General features: G+C 59.5%; 18 protein-coding genes. 8 read left to right on the forward strand and 10 right to left on the reverse strand.

Going from position 1 to position 17,591, the window contains the following annotated elements; translation table 11 throughout:
• The first annotated feature begins 5 nt into the window (after positions 1-5).
• Positions 6-902, forward strand: a complete 897-nt coding sequence (locus BN77_RS10365) for a branched-chain amino acid ABC transporter permease (protein ID WP_007531377.1) — start codon at positions 6-8, stop codon at positions 900-902.
• Here the strand turns inward: BN77_RS10365 and BN77_RS10370 are convergent, their stop codons facing one another.
• The 5 genes from BN77_RS10370 to BN77_RS10390 all read right to left on the reverse strand — a co-directional run bounded on the left by BN77_RS10370 (position 903) and on the right by BN77_RS10390 (position 5,127).
• Complete coding sequence (locus tag BN77_RS10370; RefSeq protein ID WP_007531379.1) at positions 903-1,370, reverse strand: molybdenum cofactor biosynthesis protein MoaE; 468 nt, start codon at positions 1,368-1,370, stop codon at positions 903-905.
• Between the two features lies 1 nt (position 1,371).
• Positions 1,372-1,626, reverse strand: a complete 255-nt coding sequence (gene moaD, locus BN77_RS10375; RefSeq protein WP_007531381.1) for a molybdopterin converting factor subunit 1 — start codon at positions 1,624-1,626, stop codon at positions 1,372-1,374.
• Entirely contained in the window at positions 1,623-2,213 is a 591-nt protein-coding gene (gene pgsA, locus BN77_RS10380; RefSeq protein ID WP_007531383.1) for a CDP-diacylglycerol--glycerol-3-phosphate 3-phosphatidyltransferase, read from the reverse strand. The genes moaD and pgsA overlap by 4 nt, the downstream gene beginning before the upstream one ends.
• A 110-nt stretch (positions 2,214-2,323) precedes the next feature.
• Positions 2,324-4,363: an excinuclease ABC subunit UvrC gene (gene uvrC, locus BN77_RS10385; protein ID WP_007531385.1), complete on the reverse strand. Its 2,040-nt coding sequence runs from the start codon at positions 4,361-4,363 to the stop codon at positions 2,324-2,326.
• Complete coding sequence (locus tag BN77_RS10390; protein ID WP_040677687.1) at positions 4,360-5,127, reverse strand: SDR family oxidoreductase; 768 nt, start codon at positions 5,125-5,127, stop codon at positions 4,360-4,362. Before BN77_RS10390 ends, uvrC begins: the two co-directional genes overlap by 4 nt.
• A gap of 362 nt (positions 5,128-5,489) precedes the next feature.
• On the opposite strand from BN77_RS10390, the gene BN77_RS10395 reads away from it, so the two are divergent.
• Positions 5,490-6,122 carry an outer membrane protein gene (locus BN77_RS10395; RefSeq protein WP_007531388.1) on the forward strand — a complete coding sequence of 211 codons (633 nt, stop codon included), beginning with the start codon at positions 5,490-5,492 and terminating at the stop codon, positions 6,120-6,122.
• A 160-nt stretch (positions 6,123-6,282) separates the two neighbouring features.
• Here the strand turns inward: BN77_RS10395 and BN77_RS10400 are convergent, their stop codons facing one another.
• Positions 6,283-7,116, reverse strand: a complete 834-nt coding sequence (locus BN77_RS10400; protein ID WP_007531390.1) for an oxidoreductase — start codon at positions 7,114-7,116, stop codon at positions 6,283-6,285.
• Positions 7,117-7,228: 112 nt separating this feature from the next.
• On the opposite strand from BN77_RS10400, the gene BN77_RS10405 reads away from it, so the two are divergent.
• Positions 7,229-8,152 (forward strand): LysR family transcriptional regulator, encoded by a 924-nt coding sequence (locus BN77_RS10405; RefSeq protein WP_007531393.1) that lies wholly within the window; start codon positions 7,229-7,231, stop codon positions 8,150-8,152.
• Here BN77_RS10405 and BN77_RS10410 read toward each other — a convergent pair.
• Both BN77_RS10410 and BN77_RS10415 read right to left on the reverse strand, forming a co-directional pair.
• Positions 8,119-8,721 (reverse strand): glutathione S-transferase, encoded by a 603-nt coding sequence (locus BN77_RS10410; protein WP_007531395.1) that lies wholly within the window; start codon positions 8,719-8,721, stop codon positions 8,119-8,121. The genes BN77_RS10405 and BN77_RS10410 overlap by 34 nt on opposite strands.
• A 57-nt stretch (positions 8,722-8,778) precedes the next feature.
• The gene (locus BN77_RS10415; RefSeq protein WP_007531397.1) at positions 8,779-9,648 is read right to left on the reverse strand and encodes a 23S rRNA (adenine(2030)-N(6))-methyltransferase RlmJ; all 870 of its coding nucleotides are present in this window, start codon (positions 9,646-9,648) and stop codon (positions 8,779-8,781) included.
• Positions 9,649-9,731: 83 nt separating this feature from the next.
• On the opposite strand from BN77_RS10415, the gene BN77_RS10420 reads away from it, so the two are divergent.
• From BN77_RS10420 to BN77_RS10430, 3 genes are all read left to right on the forward strand, one after another.
• The gene (locus BN77_RS10420; RefSeq protein WP_007531400.1) at positions 9,732-11,870 is read left to right on the forward strand and encodes a molybdopterin oxidoreductase family protein; all 2,139 of its coding nucleotides are present in this window, start codon (positions 9,732-9,734) and stop codon (positions 11,868-11,870) included.
• Positions 11,867-12,460, forward strand: a complete 594-nt coding sequence (locus BN77_RS10425) for an NUDIX domain-containing protein (RefSeq protein ID WP_007531402.1) — start codon at positions 11,867-11,869, stop codon at positions 12,458-12,460. Before BN77_RS10420 ends, BN77_RS10425 begins: the two co-directional genes overlap by 4 nt.
• 97 nt (positions 12,461-12,557) lie before the next feature.
• Positions 12,558-13,721 (forward strand): alpha-D-ribose 1-methylphosphonate 5-triphosphate diphosphatase, encoded by a 1,164-nt coding sequence (locus BN77_RS10430; protein ID WP_007531404.1) that lies wholly within the window; start codon positions 12,558-12,560, stop codon positions 13,719-13,721.
• A gap of 3 nt (positions 13,722-13,724) precedes the next feature.
• Here the strand turns inward: BN77_RS10430 and purN are convergent, their stop codons facing one another.
• Both purN and purM read right to left on the reverse strand, forming a co-directional pair.
• Positions 13,725-14,399, reverse strand: a complete 675-nt coding sequence (purN, locus tag BN77_RS10435) for a phosphoribosylglycinamide formyltransferase (protein WP_007531406.1) — start codon at positions 14,397-14,399, stop codon at positions 13,725-13,727.
• Positions 14,396-15,469 (reverse strand): phosphoribosylformylglycinamidine cyclo-ligase, encoded by a 1,074-nt coding sequence (gene purM / locus BN77_RS10440; RefSeq protein WP_007531408.1) that lies wholly within the window; start codon positions 15,467-15,469, stop codon positions 14,396-14,398. The genes purN and purM overlap by 4 nt, the downstream gene beginning before the upstream one ends.
• A gap of 246 nt (positions 15,470-15,715) precedes the next feature.
• Between purM and BN77_RS10445 the strand changes: the two genes are divergently transcribed.
• Together BN77_RS10445 and hdaA are read left to right on the forward strand one after the other, a co-directional pair.
• Positions 15,716-16,837 carry an AI-2E family transporter gene (locus BN77_RS10445; protein WP_007531412.1) on the forward strand — a complete coding sequence of 374 codons (1,122 nt, stop codon included), beginning with the start codon at positions 15,716-15,718 and terminating at the stop codon, positions 16,835-16,837.
• Positions 16,834-17,547, forward strand: coding sequence for a DnaA regulatory inactivator HdaA (gene hdaA, locus BN77_RS10450; protein ID WP_007531414.1), 714 nt, complete (start codon positions 16,834-16,836; stop codon positions 17,545-17,547). Before BN77_RS10445 ends, hdaA begins: the two co-directional genes overlap by 4 nt.
• Positions 17,548-17,591 lie beyond the last annotated feature (44 nt).

Consider the following 17,591-nt stretch of genomic DNA (forward strand, 5'->3'; position numbering starts at 1 on the left):
ATTTCATGGCCTATCTGCTGCAGCAATTGGCAAACGCGGTACCGTTGGCTGCACTCTATGCTGCGCTCGCCTTCGGCTACGCCGTGGCTTTTGGAGTGACCAAGCGTGCCGATATTACCTATGGGGCGATCTTCGCGTTTTCGGGCCAAATTTTGCTGCTTTTCACCGATCTCGGCTACAACAGGCTCTGGCTGATCCTGCCGGCGGCGCTGGCGCTGGGAGCCTTGTTCTCGGTCGTCTATTCGATGCTCGCAGCAGTCTGGATCGGGCGCTCCATCATGCTGCCGCTGGTGCGGAAATCGTCGAACACTGTGATCGTGGCAGCGCTCGGCATTACGATCGTGCTGATGGAAACGGCGAGACTTGCATCGGACACCAAGAGCCTATGGTTGTCACCGTTCCTGAACAGCGTCGTCATTTTCTGGAATGACGGGGTGTTCAAGGTGACGCTGACCGAGATCCAGCTCATCAATACCGGATTGATGTGTGCCATGATCGCGCTTGGCGTTGCCGTCATGCGGCTTACTTCCTGGGGGCGCCTCTGGCGGGCTGTAACCGACGACCCTTTGGCCGCGGAACTGTGCGGCACCAGCGCCGACCGCGTCTTTCTTGTTGCCTACGCGGCGGCTGCGTTGGTCGCCACGGCATGCGGCATCCTCGCAACCTTCTACTACGGTACCATGGATTTCGGCGCCGGCCTCATGTTCGGCCTCAAGGTCCTTATGGTCGCAGCTGTCGGCGGATATTCGAACCCTTTGAAGTCGGCTGGGGGTGCGGCCGGGCTCGGTGTCGCGGAGACGATGTGGAGCGCTTACGGTCCGTATCTTTGGCGCGATTTCGTAGTTTTCTCGCTGCTTGTGCTTCTGCTCATCCTTAGCAGGAGGGAGCGGGCGATACCCTGACTATTTCCACTTGTCACGGGCGGCGTCATCCGCGTCCTTTGCCCTGACCCATTCGCCCGTGCAACCATTCTTGGCGTGCTCCTTCTTCCAGAAAGGAGCGGCCGTCTTCAGAAAGTCCATCACGAAGTTCGCGCCGTCGAATGCGGCCTGCCGATGCGGTGCCGCAGCGATAACGAGCACGATATGCTCACGCGCCGCGATCTTGCCGTAGCGGTGAATGGCGGTCAGGCCGAGAAGCCCGAAGCGTTCGATCGCGAGGCGGGCGATCCGGTTCATCTCTGCTTCGGCCATTCCTGGATAATGTTCCAGTTCGAGCGCTGCGAGCCTGCCGCCTTCGTCGCGGCACAAACCCGAGAATGTCACGATCGCGCCAATCCCGCTCGTGCCATTGGCGAGCCGGTCGACTTCCGTTTGAAGATCGAAATCCTCGCGTTGGACGCGGATGTCGGGCTCGACCCTGCTGCTCACGTCAGCCTCCGGTCATCGGCGGGAAAATGCCGATCTCCTTGGGGTTGCCGATTGGCTCGTCATGCTCGACATGCTCCTGGTCGACTGCAACGCGAATGACATCGGGAAACTGAAGCGCGGTCTCATATTCCTCGCCCATCGTCTTCAAATGATTCAGAAGATCGGCAACTGTGACAACGGACGCGGGCAGGGCCATCTCTTCTTCGGACTTGCCGATCCGTTCGCGTACCCAAGCGAAATAGACGAGCTTTGTCATTCTTCATCATCCACAATGTGCTTCAGGCCAGCCCGGAAATAGTCGTAACCCGTGTAGATCGTCAGGATAGCAGCAATCCAGAGAAGGCCGATGCCAGCCTTCGTCGTATACGGGAAAATTTCGTCGCCAGCAGGGCCGGCAAGCAAAAACGCGATCGCGACGAGTTGCACCGTCGTCTTCCACTTGGCGATCCGCGTCACGGGGACGCTGACCTTCAGAGCAGCCAGATATTCGCGCAGACCCGATACCAGGATCTCGCGGCAGAGAATGGTGATTGCCGCCCAGATCGACCAGCCGGCAATCGTCTGATCGGCGGCGACCAGCAGAAGAATGGAGGCGACCAGCAGCTTGTCGGCGATTGGATCGAGCATTCTCCCGATGTTCGACGTCTGGTTCCAGATCCGGGCGAGGTACCCGTCGAGAAAGTCGGTGATCGACGCGATGATGAAGATCCACAGCGCCACCCATCGTGCCGTATTGCTGATCGCCAGCTTTCCTTCGAGAAAGAAGCACAGCACGATCAGCGGCACCGCCAGAATGCGGCCGTAGGTCAGCAGGTTCGGGATATTATAAGCGCGCGATGCCATGAAACTTGTCTCTGAAGTGATGAGCCCGTAGATGACGGCTTTGACCTTAAAGCGTCAACATTCTTTCTATTTTTTCGCTGCCTTTGCGTGGAATTTGCGACTGACGCCACCTATTTCGCGGCGTCGTCGTGAAAATGATTGTAAACCTGCTTGGCGACTGTCTCCGAAATGCCTTCGACCGCCATCAGGTCGGACAAGGCGGCGCGGGAAACCGCCTTCGCTGTTCCGAAATGCTGCAGCAGGGCGCGCTTTCGCGACGGCCCGATCCCGCCGATCTCATCGAGCGGATTCTTAACCATCTCCTTCTTGCGCCGGGCGCGATGCGAGCCGATTGCGAAGCGGTGCGCCTCGTCGCGCATGCGCTGGACGAAATAGAGGACCGGATCGCGTGGGGGCAGGGTGAAGCTCTCGCGTCCCGGCGGGAAGAAGCGCTCGCGCCCGGCGTCGCGGTCGACACCCTTGGCCACGCCGATTGCGGTAACGCTGTCGGTGATTCCCAGATCCTCGAGGATCGCGCGCACGGCCGTCATCTGTCCCTGTCCGCCGTCGATCAGGATGACGTCGGGCCAAGCGGGGAAGGGCATGTCCGCGGCATCCGCCGGCGATATCGGCTGGCTGCGGTCGGGCAGACCTTCTTCCTTGAGCAACCTCGAGAAGCGCCGCGTCATCACTTCGCGCATCATCCCGAAGTCGTCTCCCGGCGTGATGTCGGTCGATTTGATATTGAACTTTCGGTACTGGTTCTTGACGAAACCGTCCGGCCCCGCCACGACCATGCCGCCGACCGCGTTGGTGCCCATGATGTGCGAGTTGTCGTAGATCTCGACGCGCTGCGGCACATAGGGAAGCTTGAAGGTTTCCTTGAAACCCTCGAGCAACCTGGATTGTGACGCCGTTTCCGCGAGCTTGCGGCCATGTGCCTCGCGCGCATTGGCGATCACGTGCTCGACCAGGTCGCGTTTCTCTCCGCGCTGCGGCACGAGTATGGACACCTTATGTCCGGCCTTTTCACCAAGTGCAGCGGCAAGGAGTTCGAGTTCTTCGACAGTCTCCGACAAAAGGATCTGCTTCGGCACTGGCTTGTCGTCGTAGAACTGAGCGAGGAAGGCATTCAGCACCTCGGCGGCCGACAGCTGAGGGTCGGCCTTCGGGAAATAGGCGCGGTTACCCCAGTTCTGCCCCGTGCGGAAGAAGAACACCTGAATGCAGGAGATCCCACCCTCATGGTGGATCGCGAAGACATCCGCCTCTTCCACGCCGGCCGGGTTTATGCCCTGATGGCTGGACACGTGCGAGAGCGACGCGAGACGGTCGCGATAGACGGCTGCGCGCTCGAAATCGAGGTCCTCGGCCGCAAGGTTCATCGCCTTGGCCATATGCTCCTTGACCTTCTGGCTTTTGCCGGAAAGGAAATCCTTGGCCTCTTGCACGAGCTCGGCATAGCCTTCGTCGCTGATCTCATGTGTACACGGCCCGGAACAGCGCTTGATCTGGTAGAGAAGGCAGGGGCGGGTACGCGTCTCAAATACGCTGTCGGTACAAGTCCGGATGAGAAAGGCGCGTTGCAGCGAGTTGATCGTGCGACCGACGGCGCCAGCTGACGCAAAAGGACCGAAATAGTCGCCTTTGCGGGCGCGAGCACCGCGATGCTTGAAGATTGCCGGAGCGCGATGGTCGCCCGTTATCAGAATGTAGGGGAACGACTTGTCGTCGCGCAGCAGCACATTAAAGCGTGGCCGCAAACGCTTGATCAGATTCGCTTCGAGGAGCAGCGCTTCGGTTTCGGTGCGCGTCGTCACGAACTCCATGTTCGCGGTCAGGCGTACCATTTGTGCGATTCGGTTGGAGTGGACGCGCCCGAGCGCGTAGTTGCTGACGCGCTTCTTCAGGCTGCGGGCCTTGCCGACATAGAGGACGTCCCCGGCCTCGTTGAACATACGATAGACACCCGGGCTGTTCGGTAGGCGCTTAACGAATTCGGCGATGAGATCCGCGCCGACAAGGCCAGTCTCGTTGACCCCGCCTTCGTTCCAATCGATCGCAGTCGAAATCTGCGCCGGAGAAGTGTCGCTCTCCACGTCGATATCGTCGTCTGCATCGTCCGTTTCGTCGTAGAGAATGCCACCGTCCGGCAGCTTTCTTGAATTCATTCCGTAATCTCCGCCACATCGGGCGTCTGCCAGGCAAGGTGCTGGCCGCCGTCGAGGGCAATCATTTGACCGGTGATCGAGGGCGTTTCGTAGAGGAAGCGAATCGTTTTGCCGAACTCCTCAAGCTGCGGCCCCCGCTTGAGGATAAGCGCTGAGACCTGCGCTTGGAAGTCTTGTTGCGATTGCCGTTCACTCGGCATCGAGGGGCCAGGTCCGATCGCATTGACGCGGATGCGCGGCGCGAGCGCCTGCGCCATGGTCTGTGTTGCGGTCCATAAGGCCGACTTCGACAGCGTATAGGAATAGAAGCTCGGCCGCAGTGCCCAGACCCGCTGGTCGATGATGTTGACCACCAGACCATCCGCCTTCTCAGGCAGTTGCGCCGCGAAGTTCGCCGCGAGAATGGACGGGGCGCGGACATGGACGGCGAAATGCTCGTCCCATGCCTCGGCATCGATTTGGCGAACCGAATCTTCGTGGAAAACGGAAGCGTTGTTGACGAGCAGATCGATCGGCCCGATGGCCTCCGATGCTCTTCTTATGAGATCGTGGGTCTCGTCAATGTTCCGGAGATCAGCTTGCGTGGCAACCGCCCGGGAACCGCTTTGCCGCAATTTCGCCGCGAGGTTCTCGGCCGCTTCAATCGAACGGCTGGCATGAATCGCAACCGCAAAGCCATTCGCAGCCAGATCCTCAGCTATCGCCCTGCCTATTCTTTTGGCCGCCCCGGTCACGAGCGCCGTCCGAAGTCTTTTCCCGTTCAAAATCATGCCTTTTCGCCGCAGAATTCTGTTTGCTGCTTATATAGGCGCGAGAGAAGGTGAGATAAATAGCCGTTTTGATTGCGGCGATTTCGGAATTACTGTATGTATTAGTTAAGAATATAATTCAGTAAAATAAGTATTCATAATTTAACCATTCATTATGGTTAACAAGTATTCTGTTGCGGCAAAGCAACATCGAATTTCAGCCATCCAGGCGCCACAATCAAATCACAATTTGGCTCTTTCAAATCCTCAATTGCGCATCAATTTCCCTTCCGAACCGCAAGGGACATTTGTAATAGCCCGCGAATGCTTCGCTGTAGGACAGTTGACGAAGGGCGCGGGTCTGAAAGGAGACGAGTATGCGTACGTTTATTGCTAGCCTGTTGGTTTCGACCGTTGCCCTTGGCGGGTTTTCCGCCGCTTATGCAGCCGATGCCGTGGATCAGATCCCGGAAGCTCCGGTTGCACAGAATGAGCCGGCTCCCGCTGCCAACTGGCAGGGCTTCTACCTCGGCGGCGCCGGCACCTACAACATGGGCGGCTTTGGCAACAAGTACAACGCGCGCGCGCTCGGTGGCCAGATCTACACCGGCTACAACTGGCAGGCTGGACAGATCGTTTACGGTGCGGAAGCCGACATCGGCTATTCCGGCGCGGATGGGGCTGCTGGCGGTGGCAAAGGCACGAACGAGCTCAACGGCTCTATTCGCGGCCGTATCGGCTACGACCTGAACCCGTTCCTGCTGTACGGCACGGCCGGTCTCGCTGCTACAAAGAACAAGTTCAGCAACGCCGCCGGCTCTGACACCGATACGTCGCTCGGCTACACGGTTGGCGCGGGTGCAGAAACGTTCGTCACCAACAACATCACGGCCCGTGTTGAGTATCGCTACACGAATTACGCTGACAGCGACTTCCACGTCGGCGGCGCGAACATCTCTCGTGGTTACGACGAGCACAGCGTCAAGGTCGGTATCGGCGTCAAGTTCTAAGCCGAACATCGAATAAGGAAAAGGTCGGGCCTCAGCCCGGCTTGTATATCAGGGGCCGGAACATCGGATATGATGTTCCGGCCTCTTTGCATCGCTCGCGGCTGCGTCGAACTGTTGAGAGCGCTTCGCGCTCGCGTTTTTGCATTGAGCAGTTTAGCGCCTATTTGGGGAAGTCGGTCGAAACGGCAAGCTCCCGCCATGCAGCCAGTTCCTGCGCGACATGCGCATTCTTCGCCTCGATGACCGCCACGGTGTCGCTCCCGAACGGCATGCGTAACGGCGGATTTTCCGCATGCGCCAGAGTGACCATCGCCTTCGCAAGGCGGGCAGGGTCGCCAGGCTGCTGGTGGTTATGGCCTGCAGCAAACTCGCGCATCGCGCCCACAGGCGTTTCCTTGTAGTCGGCAATCGAACTCGGGCTGACGGCGAGCGAGCTCTCGTCCAGAAAGTCGGTGCGGAAGAAGCCGGGCTCGACGACTGTCACCTTGATACCGAGCGGAGCCAGTTCGGCGGCGAGAGCTTCGGAGATGCCCTCGACCGCGAATTTCGTCGAGCAATAGATGCCCCATCCGGCGTGCGACTTGTAGCCACCGATGGACGAGATGTTGAGAACGTGCCCCGAGCGCTGGTGGCGCATATGCGGCAGCACGGCACGGGTGACCTTCAGCAGGCCGAAGACGTTTGTCGCATAGAGCTTCTCGATTTCCTCGGTGGTCGCTTCCTCAACGGCACCGAGCAAGCCGAAACCGGCATTGTTCAGTAGCACGTCGATCCTGCCGAAGCGCTTGACGGCTAACTCCGCCGCCTTGTGTGCAGAGGCTTCGTCGGTTACGTCGAGCGACACTGCGAGCAGGTTCGGGTGATTGCCGAACTTGTCGTTGAGACCCGTCGGGTTACGCGCCGTCGCGACGACGGCGTCGCCGGCATTGAGGGCTTCCTGAGCAATGAGGGCGCCGAAACCACGCGAAGCCCCTGTGATGAACCAAACACGCATGACGATCTCCTTGTCCGTTGCGGTGCGATTTGCTTACGGAGTGAAGGTAGCGTATTGGGATAGCTGAGAGAATTTACCTTGTGTTTCACAGGTTCTTGAGAAAAATTCATCAATGAAACGTGTGCGCTCGACCGATCTTGCGATCTTTCTGGCGATCGCCAGCCACCGAAGCTTCCGGAAGGCGTCGGTCGAATTGGGTGTTACACCATCCGCCCTCAGCCATGCACTGCGGGCGCTTGAGGACCGGTTGGCGGTTCGCCTGGTCAATCGCACGACCCGCGGCGTGGCCTTGACCGAGGCCGGCGAGCGGCTTTTCGATCGCATCCGCCCCGCATTTTTCGATATCGATGCCGCCCTTGACGACCTCAACAGCTTCCGAGGTCAGCCACATGGCAAGCTGCGCATCAACGCGGCGCGCGCCTCCACCAGGCTGGTGTTGTTGCCGATCGTCTCTCGTTTCCTGAAAGCCTATCCCTCTGTCGAGGTCGAGATTGTCATCGATGACGCGCTGGTCGACATGGTATCATCCGGCTTCGATGCCGGCGTTCGGTTCGGGGAGAGCATCGCGGCCGACATGGTTGCGATGCCGATAGGCCCACGCCACCGTTTTGCGGTGGTTGCTGCGCCGGGCTATTTCGAGGGCAGGGGGCGGCCGCTTACCCCACATGATCTACGAGACCACCAATGCGTGCGCTACCGCTTTGCCGGCGGTTCCTTCTATCGATGGGAGTTCGAGCGCGGCGGCATAGAACTAGAGATCGACGTCAGCGGTCCGTTGACCTTGGGCGATCAGGACATCATCCTCGATGCGGTGATGCACGGCTGCGGTCTCGGGTATCTTTTCGAAGAGCAGGTGCAGATGGCGATTAAAGAGGGCACGCTGATCCGCGTGCTGGAAGACTGGTGCCCCTTCTATCCGGGCTTCTTCCTTTATTATCCAAGCCGCCGGCAACTGCCAACTGCGCTGCGTGCCTTCATCGATTTCGTGAAGACCGACAGGGCTCAGCCGCCGACCTGGGCCTTCAGTTCGCCATAGGCGGCAAACTTCCTCTGGAATTCACGACCCCAGGCGATGAGTTCGGAATGATCGGCTTCCCACTGCCCCTTGAAGCGTAACTCGAGATAACCCAGCGTCGCGGCGAGGGCAAAATGACCGCCGTGCAGCCGTTTGCCAATCTTCGGTAGATGCACGCTGAGATGATTCAAGCCGCTGACTGCTTTCTTCCACTGCCGGTCGATCCAGGGCTGGTGCACCTTTTCTTCATCGCGGAAGCGCCGTTCGTAGACAATTGCGAGCAGGCAATCGCAAATCCCATCGCATAGCGCTTCGAGAATTTCGGCCTCCGTCCGCTTGCCATTCTTGGAGGGGTAGAGCTTCTTGCCTTTCAGCCGGTCGAAATAATGCATGATGGCGACGCTATCGAAGATCGACTGGCCGTCGTCGGTCAGCAGTGTTGGAATTTTGCCAAGTGGATTGTTGTCGACCAGGATTGCCGGACCGGTGTTGGTATCCACGCGAATTTCGATGACATCAAGTTCCAGATAGCGCGCGGCCATGCGGACCTTGCTTGAGTAGGGAGATGTCGGTGCGCAGAGGATCTTCATGGCGGCTCTTCCATTGGTCGTTTTTCAGCGCGACTATTTCGCGGCGGCAAGAGTCGGTCAACCGTCCCTTGCCACCTTGTTTTCGCCGCGTAACCAGAACGCTCGATGCGAGGCATATCGATCCTGAGCGAGCTGATCCTTGAGCGCGGGCAGCAAGGCATGCAGCTCGTCCTTCAGCGTGAAGGGCGGATTGACGATGATCAGGCCGGAACCAGTCAGGCCGGTCATCCCCCGGTCGCTGCGCACGCTGAGTTCCGCGCAAAGCATCTTTGGAATACCAAGGGCCTGTAGTGCCTCATGGAAATCCTTGATCGGCGCTCCCTTCTTCAAAGGATACCACAAGCAATAGGTTCCGCCGGGGAAGCGGCGATAGGCTTTTGCCAAACCATCCACCAGACGCTCGTATTCGCCATCCTCTTCGAACGGCGGATCGACGAGGACGATGCCGCGTTTCTCCTTCGGCGGCAGGTGCGCGCCGAGCGAAAGCCAGCCGTTGAGTTCGGTGACCCGTACCTGGTGATCGCCCTCGAACAGCCGATGCAGCCGTGCAAAATCCTCCGGATGCAATTCCATCGCCGAAAGCCTGTCCTGCGGACGAAACAGCATACGAGAAAGCTTCGGAGAGCCTGGATAAAAACGGATGCCGCCCTCCGGGTTCAGGTCGCGGACAGCGGAAAGATACGGTTCGAGCAGTTCGGCGACCTGTGGGGCATGCTCTGTTTCAAGGAGTTTGCCAATGCCCTCGCTCCATTCCCCAGTCTTTTGCGCCTCCTCGGAGGAGAGGTCGTAAAGCCCGATGCCGGCATGTGTGTCGAGCACGCGGAAGCCAGCATCCTTCTTCTGCATGTAGCGGATCAGGCGCGCCAGAACGGTGTGCTTCAGTACATCGGCAAAATTGCCCGCGTGGTAGATGTGGCGGTAGTTCATTTTCGCTGATGCCCGTGATGAATTCGCCTGATGGACGTCATTTGTGACTTTTGGCCGGTTTCCGGTTCGAATATAGAAAAGCCATGAACAATGCGACCCCCATTCACGCCAATTCCGCCAAGTCGAACGTCAGGGTCGGTCACACGGCCTGTCCGCACGACTGTCCCTCCACCTGTGCGCTGGATGTGGAAATCGGCGACGATGGCCGCATCGGCCGTGTTCGCGGCGCAAACGACCACAGCTACACCTCGGGCGTCATCTGCGCCAAGGTCGCGCGCTACGCCGAGCGTCTCTATCATCCGGACCGGCTGATGCATCCTCTGCGCCGAACTGGCGCCAAGGGGGCTGGGCAGTGGCAGCAGATTTCCTGGGACGATGCGCTGGACGAAATCGCCGAGGCGTTTGTTAAGGCCGAAGCCAGGGATGGCAGTGAAGCGGTCTGGCCCTATTTCTACGCCGGCACCATGGGTTGGGTCCAGCGCGACTCGATCGAGCGCCTGCGCCACGCCAAGCGTTATTCCGGTTTCTTCTCGTCGATCTGCACCAATCCGGCCTGGACCGGCTTCACCATGGCGACGGGGACTCTGCGGGGACCTGACCCGCGCGAGATGGGCCGCACCGATTGCGTCGTGATCTGGGGCACGAACGCGGTGTCCACGCAAGTCAACGTCATGACCCATGCCATCAAGTCCCGCAAGGAGCGCGGTGCGAAGATCGTCGTGGTCGACATCTATGACAATCCGACGATGAAGCAGGCCGACATGGCACTGATCGTCAAACCGGGCACGGACGCGGCTCTCGCATGCGCGGTCATGCACATTGCTTTCCGCGATGGATACGCCGATCGCGACTACATGGCGAAGTATGCCGACGACTCGGCCGGTCTCGAAATGCACCTGAAGACGAAGACCCCGGAGTGGGCGGCTGCCATCACCGGCCTTTCTGTCGATGAGATTGAAGGCTTCGCGCGGCTCGTCGGCACGACGAAGAAGACCTATTTTCGACTCGGCTATGGCTTCACCCGCCAGCGCAACGGCGCGGTCGCCATGCATGCGGCCGCCTCCATCGCGACAGTCCTGGGCTCGTGGCAGTATGAAGGCGGCGGGGCTTTCCATTCCAACAGCGATATCTTCCGCATGGATAATGCGGTACTGACGGGCAAATCGATGAAGGATGCTGATATCCGCATGATCGACCAGTCGCAGATCGGCCGCGCGCTGACAGGCGATGCCGTCGCGCTACGCCATCGCGGCCCAGTCACGGCCATGCTGGTGCAGAACACGAACCCCGTGAATATTGCCCCCGAGCAGCGGCTGGTGAAGCGCGGTTTTGCTCGCGACGACCTATTTGTTGCAGTTCACGAACAGTTCATGACGGAGACGGCTGAGATGGCCGATATCGTCATCCCGGCAACGATGTTCGTTGAGCATGACGATATCTATCGTGCCGGCGGCCAGAACCACATTCTGCTCGGCCCAAAGCTGGTCGAGCCGCCAGAGACGGTGCGAACGAACCTGTTCGTGATCGAGGAACTGGCAAAACGTCTCGGCGTCGCCAACCGCCCCGGCTTCGGCTTGACGGCACGCGAAATGATCGATCGGGTTCTCGAGAGCAGCAATCTTCCGGGCTACAATCATTTCCTCGAGCATAAATGGTTCGACCGCCAGCCGGATTTCGAGGATGCCCATTTTCTCAAGGGCTTCGCGCATCCAGATGGCAAGTTCCATTTCCGGCCGAACTGGGTGGATGGTCCCGCGCCGAACAAGCCGCCGGCTGCCGTTGGGGCTCTCGGCCCGCACGAGCAGCTACCGGCGTTCCCGGATCAGGTCGACGTCATCGAGGTCGCCGATGTGGAGCATCCGTTCCGTCTGGCAACGTCGCCGGCGCGCAACTTCCTGAATTCGAGCTTCTCGGAGACGAAGACTTCGCGCCAAAAAGAGGGGCGGCCGGAGCTGATGATGAACCCGATCGATGCGGCCGCGGGAAGCATCGGGCATGGCGATCTCGTGCGGATCGGCAATGGTCGCGGCGACCTGCGCATCCATGTGCGCATCACCGAAGAGGTTAAGCCGGGGGTGTTGATTGCCGAAGGCCTCTGGCCGAATAAGGCGCATGTCGACGGCGAGGGCATCAACGTGCTGACCGGAGCCGATCCTGTCGCGCCATATGGTGGCGCGGCGGTTCACGACAACAAGGTCTGGTTGCGCAGGGATATCGCATGACGAAGTTCGACAAGGCAAAAGCCGAGATCGTCGATGAAAGGATCCTCGCTGACGGTTGGACGCGTCTGAGCAACTTCCAGATCGACTACACGGATTCCGACGGCGAGACACATCGGCTTCAGCGCGAGGTCTACCATCGTACGCCGGCCGCAACGATCTTGCTCTATGATACCAGACGCGACATCGTCATCCTCGTACGGCAATTCCGGCTGCCGGTCTTCCTTCATGGCGAGCCGGCCTGGATCGTCGAGGCACCGGCAGGGCTGCTGGATGGTGATGCCCCGGAAGCGGCGATCCGCCGGGAAGCAGAAGAGGAAACCGGCTTCCGCATCCGCGACGTGCGCTTCCTCTTCAAAGCCTACAGCGCGCCGGGTTCGAGCACGGAATTGCAGTACTTCTTCGCCGCAACGATCGATTCAACGGACCGGGTATCGGAGGGGGGTGGGCTTTCTCACGAGCACGAAGACATCGAAGTTCTGGAAGTGCCGCTCGACCAAGTGATGGCGATGATCGAGCATGGCGAGATCGTCGATCTGAAGACAATTACGCTCCTGCAATGGGCGATCATGAACCGCGACACGTTGCGATAGCGTTTAGGCCAATTTGCGAGGCTAATCGTTCACTCTGATGTCATGAATCAGCGCTATGCGCTCCGCCTTATCATAGATTCCTGTCTGGAGAAGACCGATGTGGCTCAGCAATTTTACGCTTGTCCTCCCAGATGAGATCGTGAGCCACGGGTCGGTCTATGTCGAGGACGGCGCAATCGCTGAAATCAGACCCGAGCCAGTCGCCAATGCCGCGATCGATGGTGGCGGGCGCCTTCTGGCGCCGGGCTTCGTGGACCTTCACGGCGACATGGTGGAGCGCGAGATCGCGCCTCGTCCGAATGCACCGATGCCGATAGATTTCAGCATCCACGAACTGGATAAGAAGCTGGCTGCCGCAGGTGTCACGACTGCATTCGCGGCCGTCTCATTCGCAACGGAAAGCGTCTACGGTCATGTCCGCTCACTCGAGACCACGTCGGCCGTGATCGAAAGCATTAACCGGCTGAAGAACAATCTTTTGATCGATCACCGCGTACACGCGCGCTACGAAATCACCAATCTTGGTGCTGCGCCGGCATTGGAAAAGCTGCTCGATGCCGGCCACGTCGACATGATCTCTCTGACCGATCACACGCCGGGGCAGGGGCAGTACAACAACATTGAGAGCTACATCCTGAGCATTGCTGAGCGCCGTGCAATTTCCGAGGAGGTGGCCGCCGAGATGGTCGCCAAGCGCATCGAATTGCGCAACAATCCGGCAATCGAGACCAAGCTGAAACATGTCGTCGATCTCGCTCTGAAGCACAAGCTGTCGCTCGCCTCCCACGATGACGATAGCGTGGAGAAGGTTGCGAAAATGCACGATCTCGGTGTCACGATCAGCGAATTTCCGGTGACGCTTCCGGCAGCGGAAGAAGCGCGGCGCCGCGGTCTCTGGACGCTGATGGGCGCGCCTAACGCGCTGCGCGGCCAGTCGATGTCCGGCAATCTCAGCGCATTGGATGCCGCCGCCGCCGGCCTTCTGACCGTCATTGCCGCCGACTATCATCCCGCTGCTTTCGTGCCCGGCATCTTCAAGATCGCCGACCGCACCAACCTGCCTTATGCCGCCGCCATGGCGACCCGCAATGCAGCGCGTTCCGCCGGTCTTCTGGATCGCGGTGAAATTGCCGTCGGTCAGCAGGCGGATCTTGTAGTCATCGAAGCGGGCGACGTACACCGCATCCGAGCGACGTTCCGCAAAGGCCGTTTCGTCTACAGCGATGGCACGCTGCACCAGCCGCGGGGGCTTGCCGCCTGAGGCTTAGGCGCCTTCGCCGATCAGCGAGATAATGCTGTTACGTTCCGCCGGCGCTGCCACAGCCTCGGTGCTAACGGCCTTGCCGCCCGCCATCTTGACTTTACCCTGGGCAAAGAGCCGCAGCGCTTGCGGGTAAAGCTGATGCTCGACGGTCAGCACACGTGCTGCCAGGCTGTCAGCATCGTCGCTGGAAAGGACTGGAACGGCCGCCTGGCCGATCACCGGTCCCTCATCCATGCCTTCGGTGACGAAATGCACGGTGCAGCCGGCGATCCGCATCCCGGCGTCGATCGCGCGCTGATGGGTGTGCAGGCCGGGAAACAGCGGGAGCAGGGAAGGATGGATGTTGATCATCCGGCCTTCGTAGCGCTGAATGAAGGTGCCGCTCAAAAGCCGCATGTAGCCAGCAAGGCAAAGAATGTCCGGGGAAAGTTGATCGAGCGCGGCAAAGATTGCCTCCTCGTGCGCTTCCTTGCTCGCATAATCCTTGCGCGCGAAGGCAAATGTCGGGATGCCCTCGGCTGCCGCCTTGGTGAGCCCGCCCGCATCGGCCTTGTCGGAGATTACGCCGACAATCTCCGCCGGATAGTCGGCAGCCTTGGCAGCAGCGACCAGAGCCATCATGTTGGAACCGCCGCCGGAGATAAAGACGACGGCACGTTTGCGCGGCGTCGTCATAGGGCGAGCGTGCCCTTGTAGAGCGTACCGGCTGCACCCTCGGCGCGGGCGATCATCCGGCCAAGCGTCACGACCGTCTCGCCCTCAGCTTCGAGCGCCGCGGTGACGGTCGCGACGTTCTCAGCCGAAACCACGGCGATCATGCCGATGCCGCAGTTGAAGGTGCGCAGCATTTCCTTGGCCTCAACGCCGCCGGTCTTGGAAAGCCAGGAGAAGACCGCCGGAACCTTGACGGCGGCAAGATCGATCTCGGCTGCGAGGTGCTTTGGCAGAACACGCGGAATATTCTCCGGAAAGCCGCCGCCGGTGATATGTGCCAGTGCCTTGATCGCCTTCGTTTCCCGGATCGCCTTGAGCAGCGGCTTTACATAGATGCGGGTCGGCGTCAGCAGGGCTTCGCCGAGGCTCTTGCCTTCCGCGAACGGAGCCGTGGCATCCCAAGCGAGGCCCGAAATGCCGACGATCTTGCGCACGAGCGAAAAGCCGTTGGAGTGAACGCCCGAGGAGGCGAGGCCAAGGATCACGTCGCCTTCGGCGATGTTGCCTGACGGCAGCAGTTGGCCGCGCTCAGCGGCGCCGACGGCAAAGCCGGCAAGGTCGTAGTCGCCTGACGAGTACATGCCCGGCATCTCGGCGGTCTCGCCGCCAATCAGCGCACAGCCCGCGTCACGGCAGCCGGCAGCAATGCCCTCGACGATCGCCTGACCCTGATCGGGATCGAGCTTGCCGGTGGCGAAGTAATCAAGAAAGAACAGTGGCTCAGCGCCCTGGACAACCAGATCGTTGACGCACATGGCAACGAGATCGATGCCCACCGTGTCGTGATAATCAGCGTCGATCGCAATCTTCAGCTTGGTCCCGACGCCGTCATTGGCGGCGACGAGAACCGGATCGGTAAAACCTGCGGCTTTCAGGTCGAACAGGCCGCCAAAGCCCCCGATTTCGCCGTCCGCCCCTGGGCGGCGCGTCGAGCGCACGGCGGGCTTGATCTTCTCCACCAGAAGGTTTCCGGCATCGATGTCGACGCCTGCGTCGCTATAGGTCAGGCCGTTTCTTCCAGACTGGCTCATGCTGCTCTCCGATGGCTTTGCGGGGGCGGGAAATGTCACCGCCTGAATATGGGGGTCGCCATTGCATGACACGGGCCTACATGCAAGGGATTGCATGGAAAAAGCCCCAATTTCCCGCTCTTTTGACGCAGGTCCTCGGGATTTTTAGCGGCGGGGTTGACCATTCTCTCAGCCACATCCTATGTGCTCGAAAGATTGCATCGCGACGATGCAGAAAATCAAGACGGTCGATCAGCGGGGAACGTGATGCCGCAGCAGGTTAGCGGGGCAGGTCTGAAGCGCCAGATCATTTTCTGGCTGATCGTGCTTGCCTTCTTCATCGGCTTCCTTTTCATCTTCAGTTCGATCCTCCTGCCGTTCCTTGCTGGTATGGCGCTGGCCTATTTCCTCGATCCGGTCGCGGACCGGCTGGAACGCCTTGGGCTGAGCCGCCTCATGGCCACGATCGTCATTCTGATCGCCTTTATCGTCGTGATCGTATTGGCCTTGATGATCCTGATACCGGTATTGGCAAGCCAGTTCAGCGATTTTGCCGGTCGCCTGCCGGGTTACATCGATCAGTTGCAGACGTTCATTACAAAGTCGCAGAATTCCCTCATACCAGACTGGGTGAGGAACCAACTCGGGACGATCAAGAACAATTTCTCTGAAATCCTAACACAAGGATTGGGACTGCTGACCGGCCTTTTCGGTCAGGTCTGGAGCTCCGGTCTTGCCGTTGTCAACCTGATCTCGCTGATGATTGTAACACCCGTCGTGGCCTTTTACATGCTGCTTGATTGGGATCGCATGATCGCCAAGGTCGATCAGTACATTCCGCGCGACTATGTAGCCAATGTCCACCAGATCATGCGGGAAATCGATCAGGCGATCGCCGGGTTCATCCGCGGGCAGGGCTCGCTCTGCCTTATCCTGGGCATTTGGTATGCCGTTGGCCTGTCGCTGGTTGGTTTGAACTTCGGCCTGCTCATCGGTCTGTTCGCTGGCATGATCAGCTTCATTCCCTATGTAGGCTCGCTGGTTGGGCTCGTCCTCGCCGTTGGCGTCGCAATCGTTCAGTTCTGGCCCGATTACATCTGGGTCGGCGCTGTGCTCGCGGTCTTCTTCAGCGGACAGTTCATGGAGGGAAATATCCTCCAGCCGAAGCTGGTGGGACACAGCGTCGGTCTGCATCCTGTTTGGTTGATGTTCGCGCTCTTTGCTTTCGGCGCGTTGTTCGGCTTCGTTGGTCTGCTGGTTGCCGTGCCGGCCGCCGCCGCCGTTGGGGTGCTTGTCCGTTTTGCGCTTTCACGCTACCTTCAGAGCGATCTTTATGCCGGCGGGTCGAAGAACGGCCAGGTCGGTAAGACAAAAGCCGACCCCAAATGACCGATGTGAAAAACGCTGGCCCAAGGCGCTATGCCGTCGAACAGCTTCCCCTGGCCTTTTCGCACGATGCCGCGACGGGACGCGACGATCTGTTGATATCTGAACGGCTTGCTGCGGCTGTCTCGATCGTCGATGCATGGCCGCATTGGCCCTCACCCATTGTGATTCTCGCCGGGCCTGTCGGCTCCGGAAAATCGCATCTGGCGAGGATCTGGAAAGATCGCAGCGGCGCCGCAGAAATCCATCCGAAGACCGGCGCCAACGCGGCTGTCGATGCAGCCAAGGGTTCGGTGCTGTTCGAAGACGTCGACCGCCTTGGCTTCGACGACACCGAGCTCTTCCATGTGATCAACAGCGTACGGGAAAATGGCCACAGCCTTTTGATGACCAGTCGCATTTGGCCGATGTCCTGGCCGGTGGAACTGCCGGATCTTCGCTCGCGCCTGAAAGCGGCGACGGTTGTCGAGATCGGTGAACCGGATGAGGAACTTTTGTCCCAGGTCATTGTTAAGTTGTTTGCCGACCGCCAGCTTAATATAGATGACAAACTGGTCCTCTATATCGTTAACCGGATGGAGCGGTCGTTAAACGCAGCCCAGATGATCGTTGACAGGTTGGACCGGCTGGCCCTTTCTCGAGGCACGAAGATTACCCGAGTTCTTACCGCTGAAGTGTTGAATGAATTGGGTAATTCCGAACCATCGGATTGACTGTCACAGTTCCGTCGTGAAACTGATATAATTCCCTTGACCGA

This window comes from Rhizobium mesoamericanum STM3625, assembly GCF_000312665.1.
Lineage (GTDB): Bacteria > Pseudomonadota > Alphaproteobacteria > Rhizobiales > Rhizobiaceae > Rhizobium > Rhizobium mesoamericanum.

Bases quoted from the DNA above. Each gene is read 5' to 3' on its own strand.
- BN77_RS10365 (WP_007531377.1), top strand. From the start codon at position 6: ATGGCCTATCTGCTGCAGCAATTGGCAAACGCGGTACCGTTGGCTGCA.
- moaD (WP_007531381.1), bottom strand. From the start codon at position 1,626: ATGACAAAGCTCGTCTATTTCGCTTGGGTACGCGAACGGATCGGCAAG.
- pgsA (WP_007531383.1), bottom strand. From the start codon at position 2,213: ATGGCATCGCGCGCTTATAATATCCCGAACCTGCTGACCTACGGCCGC.
- uvrC (WP_007531385.1), bottom strand. From the start codon at position 4,363: ATGAATTCAAGAAAGCTGCCGGACGGTGGCATTCTCTACGACGAAACG.
- BN77_RS10395 (WP_007531388.1), top strand. From the start codon at position 5,490: ATGCGTACGTTTATTGCTAGCCTGTTGGTTTCGACCGTTGCCCTTGGC.
- BN77_RS10400 (WP_007531390.1), bottom strand. From the start codon at position 7,116: ATGCGTGTTTGGTTCATCACAGGGGCTTCGCGTGGTTTCGGCGCCCTC.
- BN77_RS10405 (WP_007531393.1), top strand. From the start codon at position 7,229: ATGAAACGTGTGCGCTCGACCGATCTTGCGATCTTTCTGGCGATCGCC.
- BN77_RS10410 (WP_007531395.1), bottom strand. From the start codon at position 8,721: ATGAAGATCCTCTGCGCACCGACATCTCCCTACTCAAGCAAGGTCCGC.
- BN77_RS10415 (WP_007531397.1), bottom strand. From the start codon at position 9,648: ATGAACTACCGCCACATCTACCACGCGGGCAATTTTGCCGATGTACTG.
- BN77_RS10420 (WP_007531400.1), top strand. From the start codon at position 9,732: ATGAACAATGCGACCCCCATTCACGCCAATTCCGCCAAGTCGAACGTC.
- BN77_RS10425 (WP_007531402.1), top strand. From the start codon at position 11,867: ATGACGAAGTTCGACAAGGCAAAAGCCGAGATCGTCGATGAAAGGATC.
- BN77_RS10430 (WP_007531404.1), top strand. From the start codon at position 12,558: ATGTGGCTCAGCAATTTTACGCTTGTCCTCCCAGATGAGATCGTGAGC.
- purN (WP_007531406.1), bottom strand. From the start codon at position 14,399: ATGACGACGCCGCGCAAACGTGCCGTCGTCTTTATCTCCGGCGGCGGT.
- purM (WP_007531408.1), bottom strand. From the start codon at position 15,469: ATGAGCCAGTCTGGAAGAAACGGCCTGACCTATAGCGACGCAGGCGTC.
- BN77_RS10445 (WP_007531412.1), top strand. From the start codon at position 15,716: ATGCCGCAGCAGGTTAGCGGGGCAGGTCTGAAGCGCCAGATCATTTTC.
- hdaA (WP_007531414.1), top strand. From the start codon at position 16,834: ATGACCGATGTGAAAAACGCTGGCCCAAGGCGCTATGCCGTCGAACAG.